Source organism: Variovorax rhizosphaerae (genome assembly GCF_037889975.1).
In the GTDB taxonomy this organism is placed as follows: Bacteria; Pseudomonadota; Gammaproteobacteria; order Burkholderiales; family Burkholderiaceae_C; genus Variovorax; species Variovorax rhizosphaerae.
Genome location: NZ_JBBKZT010000006.1, coordinates 228,901 through 244,940 on the forward strand (window position 1 = coordinate 228,901; position 16,040 = coordinate 244,940).

General features: G+C 63.0%; 10 protein-coding genes and 1 pseudogene. 7 read left to right on the top strand and 4 right to left on the bottom strand.

Annotated features, from left to right (window positions below; all coding sequences use genetic code 11):
* Positions 1 to 61: 61 nt before the first annotated feature.
* Together WKW82_RS14665 and WKW82_RS40620 are read right to left on the bottom strand one after the other, a co-directional pair.
* Entirely contained in the window at positions 62 to 6,607 is a 6,546-nt protein-coding gene (locus WKW82_RS14665; protein WP_340343032.1) for an autotransporter outer membrane beta-barrel domain-containing protein, read from the bottom strand.
* 291 nt (positions 6,608 to 6,898) lie between these two features.
* Positions 6,899 to 7,027: pseudogene (locus WKW82_RS40620) on the bottom strand (ESPR-type extended signal peptide-containing protein); the annotation flags it as partial.
* A 620-nt stretch (positions 7,028 to 7,647) separates the two neighbouring features.
* Here WKW82_RS40620 and WKW82_RS14670 point away from each other — a divergent pair.
* From WKW82_RS14670 to WKW82_RS14680, 3 genes are all read left to right on the top strand, one after another.
* Positions 7,648 to 7,797: a hypothetical protein gene (locus WKW82_RS14670; protein ID WP_340343033.1), complete on the top strand. Its 150-nt coding sequence runs from the start codon at positions 7,648 to 7,650 to the stop codon at positions 7,795 to 7,797.
* The gene (locus WKW82_RS14675) at positions 7,791 to 8,102 is read left to right on the top strand and encodes a hypothetical protein (RefSeq protein ID WP_340343034.1); all 312 of its coding nucleotides are present in this window, start codon (positions 7,791 to 7,793) and stop codon (positions 8,100 to 8,102) included. The genes WKW82_RS14670 and WKW82_RS14675 overlap by 7 nt, the downstream gene beginning before the upstream one ends.
* 497 nt (positions 8,103 to 8,599) lie before the next feature.
* Positions 8,600 to 9,358 carry a hypothetical protein gene (locus tag WKW82_RS14680; RefSeq protein WP_340343035.1) on the top strand — a complete coding sequence of 253 codons (759 nt, stop codon included), beginning with the start codon at positions 8,600 to 8,602 and terminating at the stop codon, positions 9,356 to 9,358.
* 227 nt (positions 9,359 to 9,585) lie between these two features.
* On the opposite strand, the gene WKW82_RS14685 is transcribed toward WKW82_RS14680, so the two are convergent.
* On the bottom strand, positions 9,586 to 11,823 hold the full coding sequence (locus WKW82_RS14685; protein WP_340343036.1) for an NADP-dependent isocitrate dehydrogenase: 2,238 nt from the start codon (positions 11,821 to 11,823) through the stop codon (positions 9,586 to 9,588).
* Positions 11,824 to 11,999: 176 nt separating this feature from the next.
* On the opposite strand from WKW82_RS14685, the gene WKW82_RS14690 reads away from it, so the two are divergent.
* Positions 12,000 to 13,166 carry a serine hydrolase domain-containing protein gene (locus WKW82_RS14690; protein WP_340343037.1) on the top strand — a complete coding sequence of 389 codons (1,167 nt, stop codon included), beginning with the start codon at positions 12,000 to 12,002 and terminating at the stop codon, positions 13,164 to 13,166.
* Here WKW82_RS14690 and WKW82_RS14695 read toward each other — a convergent pair.
* On the bottom strand, positions 13,147 to 13,554 hold the full coding sequence (locus WKW82_RS14695) for a phasin family protein (protein WP_340343038.1): 408 nt from the start codon (positions 13,552 to 13,554) through the stop codon (positions 13,147 to 13,149). The genes WKW82_RS14690 and WKW82_RS14695 overlap by 20 nt on opposite strands.
* Before the next feature lie 130 nt (positions 13,555 to 13,684).
* On the opposite strand from WKW82_RS14695, the gene WKW82_RS14700 reads away from it, so the two are divergent.
* The 3 genes from WKW82_RS14700 to WKW82_RS14710 all read left to right on the top strand — a co-directional run bounded on the left by WKW82_RS14700 (position 13,685) and on the right by WKW82_RS14710 (position 16,038).
* Positions 13,685 to 14,149 carry a ferritin-like domain-containing protein gene (locus WKW82_RS14700; protein ID WP_340343039.1) on the top strand — a complete coding sequence of 155 codons (465 nt, stop codon included), beginning with the start codon at positions 13,685 to 13,687 and terminating at the stop codon, positions 14,147 to 14,149.
* Positions 14,150 to 14,331: 182 nt separating this feature from the next.
* Complete coding sequence (locus WKW82_RS14705) at positions 14,332 to 14,991, top strand: peroxiredoxin (RefSeq protein ID WP_340343040.1); 660 nt, start codon at positions 14,332 to 14,334, stop codon at positions 14,989 to 14,991.
* 6 nt (positions 14,992 to 14,997) lie between these two features.
* Positions 14,998 to 16,038 carry an MBL fold metallo-hydrolase gene (locus WKW82_RS14710; protein ID WP_340343041.1) on the top strand — a complete coding sequence of 347 codons (1,041 nt, stop codon included), beginning with the start codon at positions 14,998 to 15,000 and terminating at the stop codon, positions 16,036 to 16,038.
* The last annotated feature ends 2 nt before the right edge of the window (positions 16,039 to 16,040 follow it).

Here is a 16,040-nt window from a genome sequence, read left to right on the forward strand (position 1 = left end):
GCTGCGGATTCCAGCCACTCTTGCCGGACTCACTCGCTCGGCTGCCCCGGCCGGCGTGCGCTTACCAGCTGTACTTGACGCCGACTTGCGCCTTCGCTGCCTGGTAGTTCTTCGCGCCGACCTCACCGCCGATGCTGCCCCATGCGCTGATGTTCTTCGTCAGGTTGCCCTGCAGGCCCACCTTGGCCTCGAAACGATTGGACGGCATGCCATCGACCACACGATCCGCATTGAACATCATCGATGCGTCCGAGCCATTGCCGTGCCACCAGTTGATTTCGGCAAAGGGCCTCATCATCTTGTTGCCGTTGTCGTTCTCCGTGTGTCCATGCACGCGGACGCCCAGGCGCGTTGTCACGCTCGTGTCCTTCATGCCCGACACGATGGTGCCGGTGGCTTCGGTGTGGTTGCTGGCCCGGTAGTTCTGCACGATGACCTGGGCTTGCGGCTCCACGTACATCTGGCTCTTGCCGTCGTCGAAAATCTTGAACGAATAGCCCGCTTCCAGCGATGCGGAAATGCTGTTCGCGCTGTACGACTCCTGCGCCAGGCCCAGGCCCCGTACCTTGTTCTTGTAGTGCCCGCCCAGGATCCAGGCATCCACATACGGGCCCGACAGGATGTCCTGCTTGCCGTACCAGGTGCCATACACGCCAAGGCTCCCTCCGTTGACGGAACCCGTCGCAGACATGAGGTTCGCATTGGTCGACGTGTTGTCGGTCCTGCCATACATGCCCATCGCACCGACGCGGAAACTGCCCTCGCCACCGTCGCTGAAACGGGCCACATCGGCGCCGCCGTGCAGCAGATAGGTGCGGTCGGCGAGCGTGGATGACGGGTTCAGGCCGTCACGGCTGCTGTACGTGTCCACCACGCGCAGCCATCCGTTGCTGTCGCTGGACTGTTTCAGGTCCTTGCCTTCCATGCCCGGCGCCTGGCCCTGCCGTTCGTGCAGGGTGTGCACGGACATTTGCATGGCGGCCTGGCGGTTGGCCAGGTAGGCACCGACCTCGGGGCGGTAGACCGGCATGGCCGGCGCCGCCACCTGGGCTGCCACGGGCTCGGGAATCGGTCCCCCGGCGACCGGCTCCCGCGGGTTGCGTGGCTCGACAGGGACGCCGGGCCCAACCGGATCGACCGGCGGCTCGAAGCCCGGACCCTCGATGACCGGGGCCGGCGGCTTCGCCGAACTCAGGTACCAGTCCTGCGCCTTGCCGCCATTGCCGCCGCGCACCAGCCCGTAGTCGAAGGCGCCCACGGCCAGCGTACCCACGCCTTGGCGATAGCCGCTGGAACTCGCGTCCAGCCAGAAGGCGTTGGCTTGCGTGGTCGCGCCATTGCGCGTTTCCACGACACGGATGCCCTGCAGCGTCTGCGCGCCGATGCCACCCGCCGACTTCACCACCACGCCAGTCGAGCCGGAGGCATTGCCACCATCGATCACCAGCTTGTCGGTCGCCGACGCGTCGTCACCCATGACGGTGCGAATCACCAACCGGCCGTTGTTGCCCACGTAATCGCCCTTCACGAGCAACACGTTGCCAGGCGTCGTGCTGGCCGGGCCGGCGAGGTTCACGATGCCGTTGCTGGTCAAGCCGCTGGCCAGCGTCAAGGTGCTGTTGGGAGCGCCTGCCGATGCAGGCAGCGCGTTGAACGCGGCCACCGTGCCGCTGTTCATCACATGTCCGTTGACCGTGCCGGTGCCCGACAGCACGGCGGCCTGCGCCACGTTCACTGCGCCGGCGCCCACTGCGCCAAGGGTGCCGCCGACGATCAGGGCGCCGGCATTGATGTTCGTACCGCCCGTGTGCTGCACGTTGTCGCCGACGGTGAGCGTGCCCGCGCCGTTCTTGACGACGTTGCCGCTGCCGGCGACGGCGTTGGCCAGCGCCCAATCGTTGGCCGTGTCGAGTACCAAGGTGCCCGCGTTCGCGACCTTGGCGGTACCGAGGTTCGCGCCTTCGCTGACCGTCAGCCGTGTGCCCGCCGCGGTCGAGAACTGGCCCGAGAAAGCACTGTTGTCGCCGGCGACATTGACGGCGGCCGCGTTGACCAGGCCGACCTGACCCGTGCCACTGATCGTGTTCGCCAGCGTGCCCTGCGCACCGTCCAGCGTCAGCGTGCCCGCATTGGCGATCGTGCTGCTGCCGAGGCCATCGGCCTGCTTGAGTTTCACAGCCGCACCGCTCGCAATCGAGGTTGCGCCTGCCAGCTCCGCATTGGAGCCGGAGACGGCCAGCGTGCCACCGTTGACGTTGAACCGGCCGGAGCCTTTCAGGATGCCGTCGGCGTCGCCGCCGTCGATGATGTTGAGCGTGCCGGTCTGCAGATCCAGCGTGGAGCCGTATTCACCGGCAAACGTACCGATGGTCTGCTCGTAGCGATCCAGTTCGGCAGCCGTGCCGGTCGTCAGGTACAGCGCACTTGTCTTGCCGAACGCGTTGTTGGCAGCCGCCTTCAAGGTGCCGGTGCTGACCATGGTCACGCCGGTGTAGTCGTTGGTCGTGTTCGACAGCGAGACCGTGCCCGTGCCGGCGTCGATCCCCAGGTTGCCCGCGCCGGTGATCCTGGCCGACATGTCCGCCGCGTTGTCGACAGCGCCCGCGCGCTGTTGCAGCGAGAGCAACTGGCCGGCTTGGAGGTCGAGTTGCGTCAGGCCGTAATTGACATACAGGCCATCGTCCTTCAGCGTCGTCAGGCGATAGTCGTAGTCCCCCTTGGCAACCACCTGGCCGCCTTGCGCGATGTCGACGCTGCGCTTGACCGAGATCGGCTGGCCGTCCTGATCCTGCAGCACCAGGGCACCGCCGCTGCCGCCCGTGGTCGACGCGTTGATGAGCTTGATGCCGATGTTGGCGTCATCCTGCTCCAGCAATGACGCGCGCGTGTCCACCGTGGGCGTCGAGGCGACATACGGTGCCGGCACGTTGATCTGCACGTTGCCGGCGCCGCTGGCGTCCAGCGTGCGGGTCGTGATGGTCGACGCGGCCACCCGGTAATCCGGTGCCGTGGCATTGAATTTCGCGGTGCCGCCATTGAAGGTCAGCCCACCGATCGCCTGGTCGCCATCGGCCACGGCCGTGATGCTCTTGTCGCCGAGTTCGAGCGTGGCGTTCTGCAGCGCGGTGGTGTTGGCGCCGCCCAGCGCCAAGCTGCTGTCGCCGAGCTTGACGGTACCGGCGAACGCGTTGCCCACGTTCGACGTGAAGTCGAAGGCCTGGCCGGCGGTGTCGGTCGTGACCGTGCCGGTGCCGGCAAGCTTGTTGTTCAGCGCGAAGGCGCTGTTCATTGCGACTGCCAGCGTGCTGGTGGGGTCGATCGTCACCACGCCGGTATCGGCCTGGTTGTCGTCCAGCTTGATCGCCGTCTTCAGCGTGAGCACCGAGCCATTCGTCAGGTTGACGTTCTCGAAGTTGGCGATGTTGTTCGAGGCGTCGATGGTGCGTTGCGAGCCCTCGAAGACAAGCGTGTCGATCGCGTTGCCCTTGCCGCCGTCGAGAGCGCCGGTAACGGTCGCCGCATTGCCTCGCACGGTCACGGTGTCTTGCCCCGTGCCACCGACGAAGTTGCCGGTGATCGTGCTGTCGGCGAGCAGTGCCATATTGGTGCCATTGCCCATCACGACGTTGCCGGTGATGTTGCCGCCGTTGCTGTTCTCGAAGGCATGGCCGCTGTCGTCCAGGCGCACCGCGTCAGAGCCCGCCACGCCCTGCAGCGTTCCGTGGTTGATGAGGGTCCGGGGCGCACCCGCGACCAGCACCGCGCCAGGGTTCGTTGCCGTGAGGGTCGCGGCCTGGTCGATCGTGACCGTGCCGGCCGACTTGACCAGGACCGCCTGGCCCGCACCGCTGACATTGACCGATTTGCTCGTCACGGTCAGGTCGCCGGTGGTGTTGGCATAGACGCCTGAGCCATTGCCCGTCACGCTGATGTCGAAGGCATTCCCGACCACCAGGTTGCCCGAGGTTGCGCTGCCGTCGGCATTCGTCAGGGCCAGGCCCTTGCCGCCCGTCGCGCTGCTCACGAGGATCGTGCCGTGCGAGGCAGCGTCCAGGTTGTTCTCCGTCAGCAGGGCAGCGCCGCTGCCTTGCATTTCAAGGAAAGTGCCGTCCAGCAAGGTATTGCCTGCGGCGCCCTGGTTGGTGACCAGGTTGCCGAAGCCCGTGCCGGTGCCGATGATCTGCGCGTCCTTCGTGAGGACGACCTTGCCTGCATCGGTGCCCACAAGCACGCCCGATGCGGCGTTGTCGACCGTGATGGTGTCGGAAGTGGTCAGCGTGGCACCGTCGTGCACCCAGATGCCGGCCTTGCCGTCATGCATGGTGATCGTGCCGCGCTTGCCGCTGGCGTCCGGACTCACGACCGATCCTGCGCCCGTGATCTCGATGGCCGTGCCGTGCGCAACGTCGATGTTGCCCGCGTTGACAAGTTCGGCGCCGTTCTTGACCTGGAAGACGGTCACATCCCTCGCGTTGGCCACCATGACATTGGCTGTGTTGGTGAAGGTCGATTGACCGGTGGCGACCTTGTTGCCGGCCAGGTCGTACTTGTTGTCGTCCACTGCCACGGCGATCGATCCGTCCTTCAGGGTCAGCAGCGCTGCGCCCGACATGGACCCCGTTGCGCCCCCTTCGACCTTGAGCGCTGTCGCGCCGTTGCCCGAAACGGTGATGTTCGTGCCGTCCAGATTCGCAGTCGAGCCGACACCCGTGGCCTGGATCGCAGTCGAGCCGGCGCCAGAGGCAACCAGCGGCGTTGCGGCCTTCACGTTGACCTTGCCGCCGTCCTCGACGCGAATCAGCGTCGAATCCTTCGTCGACACATCGAGCGCGCCACTGACCGGCGCACTGGTGACGTCCACCACCGACCCTGCGCCGTGTGCGAAGAAGCCGACCTGGCGCGAACCATTGTTGAAATTGACGTCACCGCCCGCGACCGTGATCGTTCCGCTATCGCGTGCGTGAACGCCGATGGCGTTGTCGCCGTTCATGTTGACGGAACCGGTCAGCGTCACAGCGCTGTTCGCCCCCTCTGCCCACAAGCCATAGTTGGGCAGCTTGGCATTCGTCGACGTGCCCAGGTTGATGGTTCCGGTGTTGGTGGCCGTGCCGCCGGCGTTCGCTTTCATGCCGACGCCATTGACGCCATTCAGGTTGATGACGCCGACGTTTTCGACGACCGAAGCCCCGCTTGCGTTCGCCCACATGCCTCGGTTCTGCAAAGGCGAACCGCTCAGCGCACCGTTGACGTCGATCGTGCCGTTGTTGATGGCGACTGCGGGCACTTTCGAAGCGCCCGATTCGAAATCGACCCGCATGGCGGTTGAATCCTGCATGCCCTTGCCGATGACGATGCGGCCGTCGTTGATGCCCGTGCCGCCACCACGCACGATCATTGCGTTGCCACCTGCATTGATGGTGGTGTCGGCGCCACCGGCAGCCATGCTGCCACCCGACATGTCGGTGCTCGAACCCCGACCGAGGTAGATCACGCCCGTCGCGGCATTGGTCGCCTTTGCACCGGTGCTGACGCGTACACCCTGCACGGGGTTGAACAGGGGCGAGTCGTTCACGCCGAGATTCATTGCGCCTTCATTGACGAACTCTCCGTTCTCGGATGCTTCGATGGTGACGAAGATCGAGCCGAGATTGCGTGCGTCCCGGTTGGTGGCACCGACATTGATGATGCCCTTGTTGGTCAACACCGAGCCGGCATCGGTGACCTTGTTCGATGCGTTGAAATACACCGTCCCCGTACCGACCTTGGCATCGGGATCTGTCGAGCCGTAGCCGACCGTCATGACGCCGTTGTTGACGCCATTGGAGCCGCTGCGAATGTCGAACGCGACGCTTTCATCGAGTGTCTGAGCAACGCGGCCATTGTTGACCACGGCGCCTCCGTCCGTGGCGAGCAACGCAGTCCCCTGCTTGAGCGTGATGTTGGCACCCGAATCGATCGTTGCCGTCGCCTGGGCGCCTTTCGCTTGCATCAGGGCGCGGTCACCAACCGGCTGGTACAGGGGATGGTCAGCAGGGAAGGTGTTACCCACGCCCATGGGGGAGATACGCACCGTCACAGGCGTGAGCGTGTAGGCGCGCTTGACGTTGGCCTCGTACGTCGAATAGTCGAGGCGGCCGGCTTTCATCTCGTCGATCAGCCAGTCGTTGTACTGGTTGAGCGATGCGAGGTCGGTGACCGTGTGATTCGTCGCATTGCCCTTGACGTCGGTGATCGAGAACGTACCGTTGTATTTCGCGGCGTCGCGCGTCCTGTCGTACCCGGCCGTTTGGCCGGGAGTCGCGGTGGTGTAGGCGCTGGAGCCGAAGTTGAGAACCTGGCTGGATTTCCAGACAGCGTCGGCCTTGTTGCCTCCCGTGGCGTCGACCAGCACCAAGGCGGTTTGCTTGGTGGCGCCCAGTTCCAGGCTCGTAGTGCCAAGGTCGACGTTGAGCTTGCCGTTGGTCACGGTGGCGAGGCGTACGTCGATATAGGGAATCGAGTCTGCGGGATAAATAACAACGGCGTTGACGGTATTGGACCCCGGGAAGGCGGTTCCAAATGCACCCTGGGCGAACGCCGTCGAGCTGTAGACCGGCACTGCTGTCATATTTCCGGTGACAGGATCAAGGACAGAAATGGATCGATCCTTTCCGCCCACGATCAATTGCTGCAGGCCACTCAGATCGGGACCTGTGGCGTAGCCATTTGCCATTGCATTGGCGATGTCGGTTGCACCGGCCTTTCCCGTGTTCACGAAAACCGCATTGCCCGTGAAATTGCTTTCACCGGGTGTGTTGAACGTGACTGCACCGACCTCGTTGCTGTTACTGGTATCCCAGTTCGGAGCAATGGTGGCGTCCGCTGCAAGTGCCGACCCCGAAATCAGGGCTGCGGTGCTGAGGAAGCGCGAGGCGACCCGCCTCATGCCGGATTTCACACTGGACTTGCCCCGGCCTTTGGCCGTTTCCTGTACCGCTACATAGGCGGCGACAGACTCATTCCAGACAACGCGATGGTTCTTGTTCATGGTAGGTAATATCCTGAAAATCGATGGATTGGACAGTTCGATGCGCTCGGTCGCATCGGATGCGACATTGACGCAATGGACACATTCAATTCACAATTCTCAAGATGAATTAAAATAGTCGGCTGCATGAATTTTGAAACAACCGACTGCCTCCAACTCCAATCAATTTCCTCAATACGAGAAAAATCTCTCCCCGCTCGTGCAAGAGATAGGCGGTACGTGAAATATTTTGCAATCTGGGACGGATACGGCTATCACACGAAGACGTGCGAATTGACAATTAATTTCAGTCGACCCAATGAACTGCGACTTCTTTCGCGGATAGCCGCCCCAGCCATTGGTCCGAGTTCCAGGATATTTGGCTCGAAGCGCTATTCGGCGCCATCGGAGACCTGATCGTTTCGAAGACACGCGGCCCGAAACGCTGGAGACGGCCGCATCGATCCAGTCGCGCATCACAGCCGAGATCGGCGCCGCGCCCTCTGGGCGATCCCGCCGGAGCGCGTCGAGCAACCGGTGTCTGCCGGCTGGACCTTCCGACGCACCAGCGCCAAGACCGGCAACAGCGTCGAGACTTCGCGGACGACGGCGATGGCACCGTCTGGGTGCTGCTGCTCGACGTGACCACTGAATGGGAGGAAACCCGGCTGGTGCAGCAGAAGGCCTACGACATGACCTTGCTGAGCCAGCGCGAGGCCCGGCTCATCGCGCAGCTCGAAGCCGCCAACCAGGAGTTGACGCGCGCCCACAGCGACCTCGCCGCATGGTGATGCGCTGGGGGAAGCCCGACCCTTGCAGGCTTCAGGCGCCTGCATTGGCATTTCGCCCGCAGCGCGTTTCACGGAACTTGTGCGTACTGCAGTCCCCTGCCCGCCTCTTCATCTTCAGCGGCGGCGCCTACGAGCTCACGCGGCAGGACGGGACGATGCTGGCGTTCTCCGAGCTATCCGAGATCCATGCGCAGCCCGTGCTCAATGAAAAGTCCGAGTTGGACAGCCTGCTGGACTTTGCTCGGAAGGCGCATGAGCCGGGGGCGCTGGAGGATGACTTCACGGTCATCAAGGTGGCGTTGTGAATTGCGTGAACCTGGTCCCGCTGAGACACGCCTCCTCGCATCGCTGAGGGACCAAGCCCGGCGCTCAGCGCGACTTGGCGGCGCGGCAGTTGGTGGTGCCGAAAGCGCCGCAAACGTGGTCGTCGTTGCGAAATGCGTTCAACCTGCATTCGGAACAGCTTGCGAGTCTGAGAACGCGCCAACTTCTGAGCGGACGGCTCTCTAAAATTCGGTGTGCCTTGCACCGATGGACGGAGCACGGAATAAGTTTCAACGACAGGCGTAAGAGGCAAAGCGGGCTGAACGCAAGCCCATTGGCCTCGATATTTTTTCGGCGGGATTAAACGCCTGCAACATCATTCTGTTCCCAAACATACTGAAAGACTTTGAGCATTTTCGATGAGACACGTATTCGCTACAGCACACATCGCTTGCAAGATCACTCAATTGCATGAGAACCCTATGAAGATCGAGAGCAGGGTTATTTTCTCGAACATCCGCATCATGCCGCCGGATATATGCAAGCGACATTGATGGCTATGTCGCCACGTCATCTTTCGAATGCGGATATTTCTTCCGCGACGGCCGTGTTTGATGCTTTGGCTGATCGCTTGCCGCAACCGCACCGTAAGCTATTAAATTATTCGGAAATTTCAATTTCTAATACGGGTAATCTAAAAAGGCAGCTCAATCAAGGTGTCCCGATTGTTGTCAGCTACACAAATTTTTGGCTTGGAAGATGGGCGCGGCACGCTGAACTCTTTGTGCATTGGACATATTTAACACTCGGGTGCTTGATCGTTGGCATGTTGCTCGGATTCATGTCGGGCCTACTCAAAGGTAACAATGCCGGCGGCATGGCGTTGCTCGGATTGAGTGTCGTGGCGGGACTTGGTCTAGCGATTCGATACACAGATGCACAGCCGCCCATGGCCGAGCAAAGTGTCACCATAATCAATGGCTGGTCCAATGAGTTGATCTCCGCATGCCGCATGCGCTATGACGAGCATGTGGACCAGCTGGTGCGAACTCCATTGAGCGACCTCGTTATTGGTTTCTCCTGGGTCCAAATTGCAGACAGTTCTCCTTCATCTCTCCGAGTCTTTCTTGCCGTCGCGATGTCGGCCGAAGATGGCAAACAAGATTCATCTTCTTTTTGTCTGGCCACTGTGTACCATGACTACCCTCGCGCCCCGCCTGAGGACTGGGTTCGCAAAGCAAAGGATTTTGCCGATATTTTGGGGGCTAGGTATGTTGGCTTGACACCGCCGGAGTAACTGCTCGAAGCCGACGGGCCTCAAAATTAAATCGGACTGTGGGGTGGAGTCACGGGAACGCCTGTGTACGGGCAGGCGCCGGCCGGATCTTATACAAACTGGACATCACACTCCCCGAGAAGATTGGCAATTAAACCTCCAATGTCGAATATCCATTCGTCTTGTCACTGGAGGCTGATTAATCTTCTGTCTTCTGCGCCTTCCGGTTTCCCGAATTCGAGGCGGCGTCAGGCCCCCATCGCCTCCAACGCCGCATTGAACGTCCCGCTCGGCCGCATCACTGCCGCCAGCTTCTCCATGTCCGGCTTGAAGTAGCCCCCGATATCCGCGGGCTTGCCTTGCGCAGCCTTCAGTTCGTCGACGATCTTCTGCTCTTCCGCAGTGAGCGCCTCGGCCAGCGGGGCGAAGTGGGCTTGCAGCTCCTTGTCCTCGGTCTGCGCGGCCAGGGCCTGGGCCCAGTACATCGCCAGGTAGAAGTGGCTGCCGCGGTTGTCGAGTTCGCCGACCCGAGTCGACGGGCCCTTGCCGTTGTCGAGCAGCATGCCAGTGGCGGCGTCCAGCGTCTTCGCCAGTACCAGCGCCTTGGCATTGCCGGTCTTCTGACCCAGGTCTTCCAGCGACACGGCCAAGGCCAGGAACTCGCCCAGCGAATCCCAGCGCAGGTGGTTTTCTTCCACCAGTTGCTTGACGTGCTTGGGTGCCGAGCCGCCCGCGCCGGTCTCGAACATCGCGCCGCCTGCCATCAGCGGAACGATCGACAGCATCTTGGCGCTGGTGCCCAGTTCCATGATCGGGAACAGGTCGGTCAGGTAGTCGCGCAGGATGTTGCCGGTGACCGAGATGGTGTCCTTGCCGCGGATCACGCGTTCGAGCGAATAACGCATCGCGCGCACCTGCGACATGATCTGGATGTCCAGGCCCGTGGTGTCGTGGTCCTTCAGGTAGGTCTTGACCTTCTTGATCAGTTCCAGTTCATGCGGACGGTATTCGTCCAGCCAGAACACGGCCGGCATGCCCGACAGGCGCGCGCGGTTCACGGCCAGCTTGACCCAGTCGCGGATCGGCGCGTCCTTGGTCTGGCACATGCGCCAGATGTCGCCCTCTTCCACGTTCTGCTCCAGCAACACCTCGCCGGTGTCGATGTCGACGATGCGGGCCACGCCGTCTTCAGGGATCTCGAAGGTCTTGTCGTGCGAGCCGTATTCCTCGGCCTTCTGCGCCATCAGGCCGACGTTGGGCACGGTGCCCATCGTGACCGGGTTGAAGGCGCCGTTGGTCTTGCAGAAGTTGATCATCTCCTGGTAGATGCGAGCAAAGGTGCTCTCGGGCATCACGGCCTTGGTGTCCTTGGGACGGCCGTCCGGGCCCCACATCTTGCCGCCCTGGCGGATCATGGCGGGCATGGACGCATCGACGATCACGTCGTTGGGCGCATGCAGGTTGGTGATGCCCTTGGCCGAGTCGACCATGGCCAATTCAGGCCGGTGCTCGTGGCAGGCATGCATGTCACGGCGGATCTCGTCGCGCTGTGACGAAGGCAGCGATTCGATCTTCTCGTACACGCTGCTCACGCCGTTGTTGACGTTGACACCCAGTTCCTCGAACAGCTTGCCGTGCTTGGCGAAGGCGTCCTTGTAGAAGACCTTCACGGCGTGGCCGAAGACGATCGGGTGCGAGACCTTCATCATCGTCGCCTTGACGTGCAGCGAGAACATGACGCCGGTCTGGCGCGCGTCTTCCATCTCGTCCTCGTAGAACTTCACGAGGGCCTTCTTGCTCATGAACATGCTGTCGATGACTTCAGCGTCCAGCAGCGCGACCTTCTTCTTCAGCAGGATGGTCTTGCCGCTCTTGGTGACCAGGTCCATCTTGACGTCGCGGGCCTTGTCGAGCGTCATCGACTTTTCACCGTGATAGAAGTCGCCGTCGTGCATGTGCGAGACGTGCGTGCGTGACGCCGGGCTCCACTTGCTCATCGAATGCGGCTTCTTGCGGACGTTGTTCTTCACCGCGGCCGGCGCGCGGCGATCGGAGTTGCCTTCACGCAGCACCGGGTTCACGGCGCTGCCGAGCGCCTTGGAGTATTTCGACAGGATGGCGCGCTCTTCATCGGTCTTGGGGTCTTCCGGGAAGTCCGGCAGGTCGTAGCCCTTGGATTGCAGTTCGCGGATGGTGGCCACGAGTTGCGGCACCGATGCGCTGATGTTGGGCAGCTTGATGATGTTGGTGTCGGGGAACTGGGTCAGGCGGCCGAGTTCACCGAGGTTGTCGGGCACGCGCTGGGCCTCGGTCAGGCGTTCGGGGAACTCGGCGAGCACACGGGCTGCGACCGAGACGTCGCTGGTGACGACCTCGATGCCGGCAGGCGCTGCGAAAGTCTGGATGACGGGAAGGAGGGATGCGGTCGCCAGCAGGGGCGCCTCGTCGGTGAGCGTGTAGATGATGCGGGATTTTCCGGCGGTCATTGTTGGCCTCAGGGTACGTTGGACAGGCGTGGATCGGGAATTCGAGGGGGCTATTGTCCACGCGGTTTGCCGGGGGTGTTAACACTTCGAGACATGCCCTTTGGCGCTTTCGGCAAGTCCTGTCAAAACACCAAAAAGAGGCGCAAAGTTCGCATCCCAACAACAGGAGACAAAGCATGAGTGAGTTCGATCGCGTCATTCGTGATGCCGTGTCACGCCAGGACGTGCCCTTCGTGGTCACGACCCTCGGCAACCGCGAGGGTGTTCTGTGGAGCGGCGCTGCCGGCGACGCCAGCCCGGGACACCCGGCCACCATCGACACGGTGTTCCGGATCTTCTCGATGACCAAGGCCGTCGGCAGCACCGCCGCCATGATCCTGATGGACCGCGGCAAGCTCAGCCCGGATGCCACGGTCGAGAGCATCCTGCCCGAGTTCGCCGAGATGAAGGTGCTGGAATCGGTGGGCCCGGACGGTCCCGTTTTCCGCGCGCCCAGGACCAAGGCCACGGTGCGCCACCTGGCCACGCACACCTCGGGCCTGGCCTACGAGTTCTGGAATGCCAAGGTCGCGAAGTACATGGAGGCGACGCAGTTTCCGGGGATCCTGTCCGGCCTCAGGCGGTCGCTCAAATATCCGCTGCAGTTCGATCCCGGCACTCAATGGGACTACGGGATCGGCATCGACTGGCTGGGCCAGGTGGTCGAGAAGGTGGACGGCCGGCTGATCGACCAGTTCGTTCGCGAGGAGATCCTGGAGCCGCTGGGCATGCGCGACACAGGCTTCGAGCCCGACCCGGCCTGGGGCAGCAGGCTCGCCGGCGTGAAGATCCGTGGCGCCGACGGCGAGTTCGCCGACTTCGACATCGCGCCGCCGCCCAAGCCCGAGTTCTACGGCATGGGCCATGCGCTGTACTCGACGGCGCCGGACTATTTGCGCTTCCTGCGCATGTACCTCAACGGTGGGGAGCTGGACGGCCGCCGCATCCTGCGCAGCGAAACCATCGACGCGCTATTGCAGAACCAGATCGGTTCGGTGCAGATCCCGATCCTGAAGTCAGCCAACCCCGCGGTTACGGCGGATGTGGAGCTGTTTCCGGGTTTGAAGAAGTCGCACAGCATGGCCTTCATGCGTGTCGACGAGGATGTGCCAGGTGGCCGATCGGCCGGGTCACAGACTTGGGCGGGCGTGCTGAACACGCATTTCTGGTTCGACCGAAGCGCCGACCTGGCGGGCTTGATCATGACGCAGGCCCTGCCCTTTGCGGACCCGCGCTTCATGCAGACATACGCGGCCTTCGAGCAGGCCGCGTATGCCAGGGAACTCAGCCCATCAGCTTCTTGATTTCAGCCATGTGCTCGTTGGCCCGCTGAGTGATGTGGGTCATCGCGGCGGACTGGGAGTCGCGCGCCATCTCGGCCAGTTCCTTCATGTCCGCCAGTGTCTTCTCGAAGGCCTGGCGAACCAGTTCGCCTTGCTTTGCCGGATCCAGGCCGGCAGCGACTGCGTTCTTGGCATGCTCCTGCACGCCTGCCACGGCCTGCTGCAGCATCTCGGTCTGCTTCTGCACCATCGCCTGCATCGATTCGAAGGCCGACTTGTTTGCCGCGACCAATGCCTCGACATCCTTCCGCCCTCCCTCGACCAGTGCGGACATGTCCACGCCCGGCAGCTTGAACTGCTCCAGCAACTTGTTCAGCTCACCCATAGGGTTGTTTGCCTCTTCTGCCATGTCGTCTCTCCTTTTGTGATTGTGCGGCGCGAAAATCGCAGCAGCGCAGGGAATCATTGCACATCGCGTGGCTCTTGTCCGATAGTCGCCGCGCATAATCTCGCCCCCACACGAGACGAACGGTGACGACATGGAACAGCTCGATCAAGCGAAAGTGGTCGCGGTGCTCAACCGCATCCTGGAAGACGAATTGGCCGGGGTGGTGCGCTACACGCACTATTCCTTCCTGGTGTTCGGCTTTGGCCGCATACCCATCGTCTCCTGGCTGCGCAGCCAGGCGGACGAATCGCTGATTCATGCCCAGCAGGTCGGCGAATGGATCACCACGCTGGGCGCCTATCCTTCGCTGGCGATCGGCTCGCTGCTCGACTCCCACCAGACCGACATCGGCGCCATGCTGCGCGAATCGCTGGCCGCCGAAAGCCGCACGCTGCAACTCTATCGCGACCTGCTGGAGGTGGTGGAAGGTCGCTCCGTCGCGCTGGAAGAGTTCGCGCGGCAGATGGTGCAGGTCGAGGAACTGCATGCGGCCGACGTCGACAAGATGCTGCGCAAGCCGGGCGAACTGGCCAGCTTCTCGGCGGGTCCGCGCTGAACAGCTGAGGCCCCAGGACCGGGCCGCGCCCGGGCCGCCCGCGGGGCGGATGACCCCGCTTGTTTCCGCTTCGGGAAAGTGGTGTACTTCCGTTCTACTCGGGCGGTGCAAGCGCACCAAACGCCTGAATCGGCACCGTTTGCGGACCTCACTTTTCCAGACCACTTGCAGAAGGAACCGGCATGTCATTGCGCATCAACGATACCGCTCCCGACTTCACGGCCAACACCACCCAGGGCCCGATCAAGTTCCATGACTGGATCGGCGACAAGTGGGCCGTCCTGTTCTCGCATCCCAAGGACTTCACCCCCGTCTGCACCACCGAACTGGGCTACATGGCCGGGATCGAGCCGGAGTTCACCCAGCGCAACGCCAAGCTCATCGGCCTGAGCGTCGACCCGGTCGACGCCCATGACCGCTGGGCCAACGACATCGAGGAAACGCAGGGCCATCGGCCGAAGTACCCGATGATCGGCGACACCGACTTGGCCGTCGCCAAGCTCTACAACATGCTGCCGGCCGAGGAGCCGGGCACCTCCGAGGGCCGCACCGCCGCCACCAATGCCACCGTGCGCTCCGTCTTCGTCATCGGCCCCGACAAGAAGATCAAGCTGATGCTGACCTACCCGATGACCACGGGCCGCAACTTCGACGAGATCCTGCGCGTGCTGGACTCGATGCAGCTCACCGCCGCGCACAAGGTCGCGACGCCCGCCAACTGGAAGAAGGGCGAGGACGTGATCATTGCCGGCTCGGTGTCCGACGACGATGCGAAGAAGCTGTTCCCCGACGGCTGGAAGGCGCCCAAGCCCTACCTGCGCGTGGTGAAACAGCCGGGCTGAGCCGGCGTGGTCTTCGAGCAGATCGCGACCGGCGGCTGCCAGTCGTACCTCATCGGCTGCGACGACACCTGCGCCGCCGCGCTGATCGACCCTGAGCTGAGCCAGATCGACCATTACATCGCGCTGGCCTCGCGCGACGGCGTGCGCATCCGCTACCTGATCGACACGCACACGCATGCCGATCACTTCTCCGCGACCAAGGAACTGGCGCGGCAATTGAACGTGCCGGTGATCATGCACCGCAAGAGTCCGGCCCCCTTCGTCGACATGCGGCTGGCCGATGGCGAGATGGTGGTGGTCGGCAAGCTGCGCCTGCGCGCGCTACACACGCCCGGCCACACGGCCGACTCGATGTGCCTGCAGGTCGGCGACCGCGTCTTCACCGGCGACACGCTGCTGATCGGCGGCACCGGCCGCACCGACCTGCCGAGCGGTGACCCGGAGCAATTGCACGACAGCCTGTTCAACAAGCTGCTGAAGCTGGACGCCGCGCTCAAGGTCTATCCCGCACACGACTACAAGGGCCGCAGCCACTCCACCATCGCCGACGAGCTGGCGAACAACCCGCGCCTGCAGAAGCGCGAGCGCAGCGAGTTCGTCGAGATGATGAACACGCTCAACCTGACGATGCCCACCCACATCACCGAGGCGCTGCGCACCAACATGAGCGGCGGCAAGACCGTGGCGCACCTTCTGGCCGCGGCCACCGCCACTGTGCCCTTCATGTCGCTCGGCGAACTCAAGGCGCGGGTGGAGGCGAAGGAGGACGACCTCATCGTGCTCGACGTGCGCGAGCGCGATGCCTACGAAGGCGGCCACGTCCCCGGCGCCCGCCTGCTGCCGCGCGGCCAGCTGGAACTGCGCGTCAACACCGAGCTGCCCGACCCGACGCGGCGCATCCTGGCCTGCTGCGAGCTGGGCTACATCTCTACGCTGGCCGCGGCCACCTTGCGCGAGATGGGCTTCGCGCATGCGGTCGCGCTGGACGGCGGCATGAAGGCCTGGCGTGAGAACGGCTATCCCCTCACCACGGGACGCGACCCCTGAAC